Genomic DNA, 6,422 nt, shown 5'->3' with positions numbered 1-6,422 from the left:
CAAGCTCAACAGAAGATACTTCGGTCAAAAACTCTTTGACAGACTCATCATTGCTTCGATTTAATCATACTGGCAAGATTGCGGATATACATATTTTTTTTTTTTTATTTGTGGTATGTTTAACCTAAATTATTAAAACTATGTTAAAGAAGATTGTTGCAGTATTATTTGTAGGAGCTTTCATGTTCGCGAGCTTACCACATGAGACGAATGCTGGGGTAAGGAAGGGTAAGTGGATTGATTATTATGGAGGTAATTCAATTCCCATTGGTTCAATTTGTGTCACTTCTCTTTTAATTAACAAATGTGCGGTTAATGATTTTAGAAGTAACCCCGTACCTACAAACCCAACTCCTCCTACCATAGGTGGTTGATATGAATACAGTTTTTGACTTATTAAAAACAGGGTTAATAAATAGCCTTGTTTTTTTTACTTTCGCATTTTCGGCTTGTAGTGGTCATAACCAGCCTTTTTCAATTACTTCAGAATTCGAGTCTCGGCCTGCAAAAGCTTTGCTCAGCGAACGGCACACCAGAATAAATCAAGACCAAAATAACCGATATACACACAAGCAGGTTCTCGGTGATACTCTGCTGGCAGGTTTTAATCCATTTACCAGAAAGGGGATCATTGATTTTATTCATTTATCCGATACATCAAGATCTTTTAAATTAAAATTGGTTTCGGGTCAGTCAACTTTGTCAATCGATGCATTTTATGTTCACAACCTAGACAGTATTTTTCTTTTGAATGCAAATGCTAAACTGATTTACATCGCTGATTTTGAAGGAAGTGTAAAATCAAGGTTCAATCTTGATCAACCGGAGCTCTACAATTACCAAATTTTGCCTTTCCTGCCACTTAAGCCAATCTGGAATGGAACCCATCTCATTCTCAATGTCCGGCCAATTTCTTTGTTAGAAAACGGACGACACTTAAAAGAGCCTCAATTCGTTAGATTTGATCCCACAAATTCAAATATGGAACTATTGGGAGCCATGGTTGAAATCGCGGATTATTTGGGTTCAGGGGAAGTTAATACGGATTTTTATTCACCTTATTATGAAATAGTTAATGACTTTCTTTATGTTCTTTATCCCTTCTACCCCTATGTGTTCAAAATTGATTTAAGTTCACCATCATTCGAAATAAAGAAATTTGGGCTTAGAAGCTTCTTGGTAGAATCCACTACGGCTCCCACTTCAAAAAAAATTCACTCAGATCAATTTCTAAATAGCGTTTATAGATCTGAAAGTGTGACTTTTTCAGATTTACACTTCCACAACGGTCTAAACCTTTTTTCAATCGTATTGATGCACCCGTTTGAAAGCATCGATGAGAATGGAAGGCTGAAATCTTGGAAAACAAGAAAAAGCTCATTACTAGTTTTCGATGAGAATTTCGAAAGTCTATGCGAGCTCGAATTCGACGAAGGTAACCTATTGCTAAATTCTACCATTCCCTTTTCTACTAGTTTGAGAACAGCAGTTGCAATTGAAGATGAAAAAATTAAAGATAGCATCCATTATTATCTTAACCTTGAGCTTAGCGGCTTGCTCGAAGAAGGAGCAAACTGAACTCTTTAAAAATCATTTAGAATATTTTGATTTGGTTGGCTTAAAAAACTACGATAAATATCAATTGATCCTTATCGTAGACAGTCAAGGTTGTGAATCATGTAAAGATTCTGCCATGCAGCTCATCCGGCTACTTGAGACAGAGTATGTCGTCAAAATAATTGACCTAGGAAAAAACACAAACCAGCTTCAAATTGAGAACGCCCTTATCGATTCGAGCAGAATATATTATTCTTTTCCGTTTAGTTTTGATGGCTTAACGGTGGTAGACTTATCTTCACAAGAGCTTCATTATCCTCTTTTTGAATCAACCCCAATATTATGATGCTTTTGACTTGCAAACTAGTAATCGCGATTCAAGTTTTGGGAGGGATCAAAATTTCTTTTCAGGACAAAATCAATCAAGCGCCAATTCCTTTTGCGCAACTAGCCATATGTGGCAAAATCTACGAGGCAGATAAAACGGGAGAGCTTACCATTGATTCTAGTGATGAAATTTGTGATTTTACAGCTTTTGCTTTTGAGTACAATACCCTAGAGGGTAAAATTGCTTTGAACGGTAAACAGGCACTAGTATTTCAGCTCGAGCCCAAGGTGATTGAAATGAAAGACTTCACTGTAAAGGCAGAAAAAATTGACTTTAATGACGCCAAAGATCTAGTCGAGCAAGCCATAAAAAATTTTAGAAATACCCATCAAAATCCTTATGACAAATTAGAGATTAAGGATAGCATTTCTTACTCACTTGGAAAAGAGGAATTCTTCCGTGAATCGAGGGATTATAGATTTGTTTCTAAGGATTCAAAGTTGCTTCAAATTGATCTCAGTAAGACCATTATGGAAGCAGAACTTTACGACAAGCTTCAAAGTATTATTGTGGGGCCTTTCGGAGGACCAATTAACCAAAAAGTGAAAGAGTACTCAATGGATCGCACCGATATTTTGGCAAACCAAGATTGTGATTACTTTGAAAGCTTGGCTTGTTACTTCCAAAGTTTCTTCTCTACGCAAAGAGCAATTTCGCTTAACCCTTATTTTTTCGTACCAGCGAAGAGTCAAAAACTTGACCATTACGGTTATTTCAATTCAGACTTTTTGGCCACTCACAATTTTAAACTTCTTGGGACAGATACTGTGCAAGGCAGGCCGGCTTATGTCATACGGATAGCAAAAAATCGGAAATCAGCCCCCATTTCATTAGGTGGAGAACCGGTGTCAGGTTGGTATGATCCTCTGGGTACAATTTGGGTAGACGTAGCGGATTGGGCACTTCTGAGAATAGCTTACCGCTATGAATTCCTTTCCAGACCTAAGTTTCTTAGCCCACCAGTAAACAAAGCGGAGTTTGAGTCTGGTCCCATTTATTTCGAGAATATCCTAGAGTTTAAAAAAGTGGATGACACTTATGTTCCTTTTCGACAATACACCAATGAAAAGGATAGAAACCTAAGAATCTTTTATAACGATGTGTTTTTTGAACCAGTTTACGTGCAGCATTTTATTGAATACCAAACAAATTAGGTTACCCTAGATTGGTTGGATTAGGGTCATTACTATTCTATTTTACTCGTATCTTGAGCCATGGAACTCCAACTCTCCACCCCAGCGCTACTTTTTTCTGCCATCACCTTATTGATGCTGGCCTTTACCAATCGATTTTTGGCGATTGCCAGTTTGATTCGGGGACTTCATAAAAACTACATCAAAGGTCCCGATCAAGAAATCATCGTGGAGCAAATCCACAATCTGCGTCGCCGCCTGACACTGATCAAAAACATGCAGCTCTTCGGAGTTTTTAGCTTTTTATTGTGCATCATTTGTATGTATTTGCTCTTCCGAGGCCATACAATGGCTGCTAATTGGGTATTTGTTGGGAGTATGGCTTCGCTCTTGGTTTCCCTCTTGATTTCCTTGATTGAGATTCAGATTTCCACTAAAGCATTGAATTTGGAGTTGAAAGACATGGAGGACATCTTTGAAAAGCGGAGTAGTGGGCTGGATTTTATTTTCAAAAAAGAAGGAAAGAAAAATGAAGATTAACTGGAATTGGATAGTAGTTCTCGCACTGATTATTTCAAGTTGCGGACAAAACTCCACTACTGATGAGCTTACTGTAGCTGAAGAAATTTCCACTGTTGAGACGGGAGATTTTCTGATTCAAGTAGATGATCTGGAGGAGACTCGAGATTTTTATACTTGGACTTCTGATCGTATTCCCGTGGTCTCCGCACATCGTGGAGGTCCTTATCCGGGTTTCCCTGAGAATGCGATTGAGACTTTTGACAATGTTATCAAATTCACTCCGGCGATTATTGAACTGGATGTAGCCATGACTAAAGATGGGGTGCTAGTCCTAATGCATGATGACGACTTGGAGCGAACTACCACAGGGAAGGGGAAAGTTGAAGAGGTGACTTACGAATACATTCAAACTTTATTCCTGGAAGATGAAAAAGGCGCTCAAACTGAGTTTAGAGTGCCCACTTTCAAGGATGCGTTAATTTGGTCTAAAGGGAAAGTGCTACTGACTGTAGATGTGAAGCAGTCTGTCCCATATGAAAAATTAATTGCTGAAATCCGGGAGACGGGTTCAGAAGCGCATGCCGCAGTGATTACCTATAGCTTTGCGGCAGCTAAGAAAATGCATTCCTTGGCTCCTGAGTTAATGCTTTCCATCACGATAAGAAACGAGGAGGAGATTCAGCGATTTGAAGAAACAGGGATTCCATGGACTCGGGTGATTGCATTTACAGGAGTGGCTGAGCGTCCACAGGAATTTAATCAAGCCTTGCATGAGAAAGGCGTATTTACAATTTTGGGTGTTTTGGGTAACTTGGATCGAAGTGCTATAGCTAGAGGAGATGAGATTTATGCTGGTTTTGTGCAGAAGGGAGCGGATATATTGGCTACAGATCGACCGATTGAAGCTGCCGCAGCAATCAAAACCCTTGCCCCATCAAGCAGTTCAAAAAACGACTATTTTACTAGAAAATGATCATAGATTTAAGAAGTGACACGCTGACTAAGCCTACAGCAGGAATGCGAGAGGCAATGTTCTCTGCTCCAGTTGGTGACGATGTATTTGGTGAAGATCCAACGGTAAACGCATTGGAGGATAAAATTGCCAAGCTTTTTGGAATGGAAGCAGCAATCTTTTGCCCATCTGGTACCATGACGAATCAGATCGCGATCCGTCTGCATACACGAATCCAGACCGAGGTGATCTGTCATAAATATTCCCATATCTACCTCTATGAAGGTGGAGGAATCATGGCAAACTCTTTGGCTTCGGTGAAGTTGTTGGACGGAGATTTGGGTAAAATCACTGCTGCTCAAATCGCCGCTTCCATCAATCCAGATGATATTCATGCGCCAGAGACGACCATGGTGTCGCTAGAAAATACGATGAATAAAGGAGGAGGCAGTATTTACACCTTGGATGAAATCAAGCCTATTCGAGTACTTTGTCAGGAAAAGGGATTGAAACTTCACTTGGATGGAGCTCGACTTTTTAATGCCTTGGTGGAAACTGGGGAGAGTCCGGCCGATTGGGGAGCACACTTTGATACGATTTCTGTTTGCCTGAGCAAGGGCTTAGGATGTCCAATAGGGTCAGTTTTGCTAGGTTCAAAAAGCGATATCAAGCGGGCCAGAAAGGTCCGAAAAGTATTCGGTGGAGGCATGCGACAGGCAGGATTTCTGGCAGCTGCAGGGATTTATGCTTTGGATCATCAGGTCGGAAGACTAAAGGAAGATCACGCTAGAGCTAGAGAATTGGGAGAAATGCTAAGCAAATTGCCTATGGTTTCAGAGATTTTTCCTGTGGCCACCAACATCGTCATTGCCCGATTGGAAGGAACTACTCCTGAGGAATTCATGAAAAAACTGACCGATCAACATATCAAGTCTGTCAAGTTTGGAAAAGACTTGGTTCGCTTTGTGACCCATTTGGATTTTGGAGATGAGCATTTGGAGGAGTTTGGGAAAAGGATTGGGGGGATTTAAGTTGCCTTAAATCAAATTTCTTCGTTAAATTAGATCAAAAGATAAAATTATGATTACCAAAGAGAAAGCTATTGAAGTTATAAAATCTTTTCCTGATGAATTTTCAATTGAAGATTTAATTGATAGAATGATTCTTCTTAACAAAATTGAAATTAGCCTAAAACAAGCAGAAGAGGGGGAAACTTACACAACTGAGCAAGCAAAGAGAATAGTTAAGGAATGGTCAGGGAATAGTCAAAGTAATTCATAAATAAAGCTTTCCAAAAACCTTTATTTAATCAACTTCCGGTAATGCAACATAAATATCAAAATCATATTTTTTTCCAGTATCAAAATTTAAACAATTATCGTAGGGAGGGCCGTCAAATAAATCAGGACTTAATTGTTCAAGTGTAAGGTTAATATCCTTTTTAGAGATTAAAGAAATGTTTATACTATTTATATTTTCTTCATCTGAATTTACAGCATATTCAAAACTATTATCAAAACCCAATTCAACGGTATCTCTTCTTATAGTCCTACTATTGAGAAATTCCTCTCTTTGAGACACAAATAATAATTTTACACTTTCTAACGAAGCGTTGTTTCTTTCAATGACTTTCCCTTTAAATCGAGTATAATCTTTAGTGAAATTTATACATCCGCCAAAGAATAGAACAGTCACAAAAGCTGCCAATATTTTATAAGAAATAGATTTCATTTTTGACTTAATTAATAATTATATATGTATATCCGCAATCTTGCCAGTATGATTAAATCGAAGCAATGATGAGTCTGTCAAAGAGTTTTTGACCGAAGTATCTTCTGTTGAGCTTGTAACAAAACTCGTCCAGGTAATT

The 6,422-nt window shown here is 38.6% G+C and carries 8 protein-coding genes; 7 read left to right on the top strand and 1 reads right to left on the bottom strand.

Annotated features, from left to right (window positions below):
- The first annotated feature begins 375 nt into the window (after nucleotides 1-375).
- From P8O16_RS00970 to P8O16_RS00940, 7 genes are read left to right on the top strand one after another with little or no spacing between them, the layout of a single operon-like run.
- Nucleotides 376-1,578 carry a hypothetical protein gene (locus P8O16_RS00970; protein WP_300309936.1) on the top strand — a complete coding sequence of 401 codons (1,203 nt, stop codon included), beginning with the start codon at nucleotides 376-378 and terminating at the stop codon, nucleotides 1,576-1,578.
- Nucleotides 1,541-1,903 (top strand): hypothetical protein, encoded by a 363-nt coding sequence (locus P8O16_RS00965; RefSeq protein ID WP_300309934.1) that lies wholly within the window; start codon nucleotides 1,541-1,543, stop codon nucleotides 1,901-1,903. Before P8O16_RS00970 ends, P8O16_RS00965 begins: the two co-directional genes overlap by 38 nt.
- Nucleotides 1,900-3,099: a hypothetical protein gene (locus P8O16_RS00960; RefSeq protein ID WP_300309932.1), complete on the top strand. Its 1,200-nt coding sequence runs from the start codon at nucleotides 1,900-1,902 to the stop codon at nucleotides 3,097-3,099. The genes P8O16_RS00965 and P8O16_RS00960 overlap by 4 nt, the downstream gene beginning before the upstream one ends.
- A gap of 60 nt (nucleotides 3,100-3,159) precedes the next feature.
- Entirely contained in the window at nucleotides 3,160-3,618 is a 459-nt protein-coding gene (locus P8O16_RS00955; RefSeq protein ID WP_300309930.1) for a DUF2721 domain-containing protein, read from the top strand.
- Nucleotides 3,608-4,573, top strand: a complete 966-nt coding sequence (locus P8O16_RS00950) for a glycerophosphodiester phosphodiesterase family protein (protein WP_300309928.1) — start codon at nucleotides 3,608-3,610, stop codon at nucleotides 4,571-4,573. The genes P8O16_RS00955 and P8O16_RS00950 overlap by 11 nt, the downstream gene beginning before the upstream one ends.
- On the top strand, nucleotides 4,570-5,583 hold the full coding sequence (locus P8O16_RS00945; protein ID WP_300309926.1) for a low specificity L-threonine aldolase: 1,014 nt from the start codon (nucleotides 4,570-4,572) through the stop codon (nucleotides 5,581-5,583). The genes P8O16_RS00950 and P8O16_RS00945 overlap by 4 nt, the downstream gene beginning before the upstream one ends.
- 49 nt (nucleotides 5,584-5,632) lie before the next feature.
- Nucleotides 5,633-5,833, top strand: coding sequence for a hypothetical protein (locus P8O16_RS00940; protein ID WP_300309924.1), 201 nt, complete (start codon nucleotides 5,633-5,635; stop codon nucleotides 5,831-5,833).
- Nucleotides 5,834-5,857: 24 nt separating this feature from the next.
- On the opposite strand, the gene P8O16_RS00935 is transcribed toward P8O16_RS00940, so the two are convergent.
- The gene (locus P8O16_RS00935) at nucleotides 5,858-6,283 is read right to left on the bottom strand and encodes a hypothetical protein (protein WP_300309922.1); all 426 of its coding nucleotides are present in this window, start codon (nucleotides 6,281-6,283) and stop codon (nucleotides 5,858-5,860) included.
- Between the last annotated feature and the right edge of the window lie 139 nt (nucleotides 6,284-6,422).

It is taken from the genome of Algoriphagus sp., assembly GCF_029254265.1.
In the GTDB taxonomy this organism is placed as follows: domain Bacteria; phylum Bacteroidota; class Bacteroidia; order Cytophagales; family Cyclobacteriaceae; genus Algoriphagus.
The sequence above is the reverse complement of the archived record's forward strand: the minus strand, read 5'-3'. Positions and strand labels throughout refer to the sequence as shown.